Source organism: Christiangramia aestuarii (assembly GCF_009735585.1).
GTDB classification, from domain to species: Bacteria; Bacteroidota; Bacteroidia; order Flavobacteriales; family Flavobacteriaceae; genus Christiangramia; species Christiangramia aestuarii.
Genome location: NZ_VJVW01000069.1, coordinates 1 through 469, shown reverse-complemented (window position 1 = coordinate 469; position 469 = coordinate 1). Strand labels below are relative to the sequence as shown.

Genomic DNA, 469 nt, shown 5'->3' with positions numbered 1-469 from the left:
CGCTTGACCTCGGCCTCGAACGGGCGCGGGTCGATCTGGAACAGCAGGTCGCCTTTCTTCACCAGTGCGCCTTCATGGAAGGCCACGCGGTCGATGTAGCCCGACACCCGCGGGCGCAGCTCCACCGACTCCGGGGCCTCCAGGCGGCCGGTGAATTCGTCCCACTCGTTCAGCGGTTGTTCGATGACTTCGGCGACGCTGACCTTGGGCGCCGCCATGCCTTGGGTGGTTTCCGGGGCCTTGCCGCAGGCGCTCAGGACCAGTACGGCCGCGAGTGCGAGGGGGTAGCGCCAGGAGAAGTGGGATGACTGTTCCATGCTTGACTCCGCCAGTCGGTTTTTCGGGATTGGCGAAGTCTGCGGGCTGCTCCGGCAGGGAACTAATCGAACGACGAGATTTTGATTATCACGAACAGTGATACATGGTTTTTCGTTTTCTGTAACAGTCGATGGTTATGGACAGTGCTTTC

Annotated in this window: 1 pseudogene; it reads right to left on the bottom strand. The window is 61.0% G+C overall.

The annotated features are described in order from the left end of the window. A pseudogene (mexE, locus tag FLP08_RS16950) lies at positions 1–317 on the bottom strand (multidrug efflux RND transporter periplasmic adaptor subunit MexE); the annotation flags it as partial. Between the last annotated feature and the right edge of the window lie 152 nt (positions 318–469).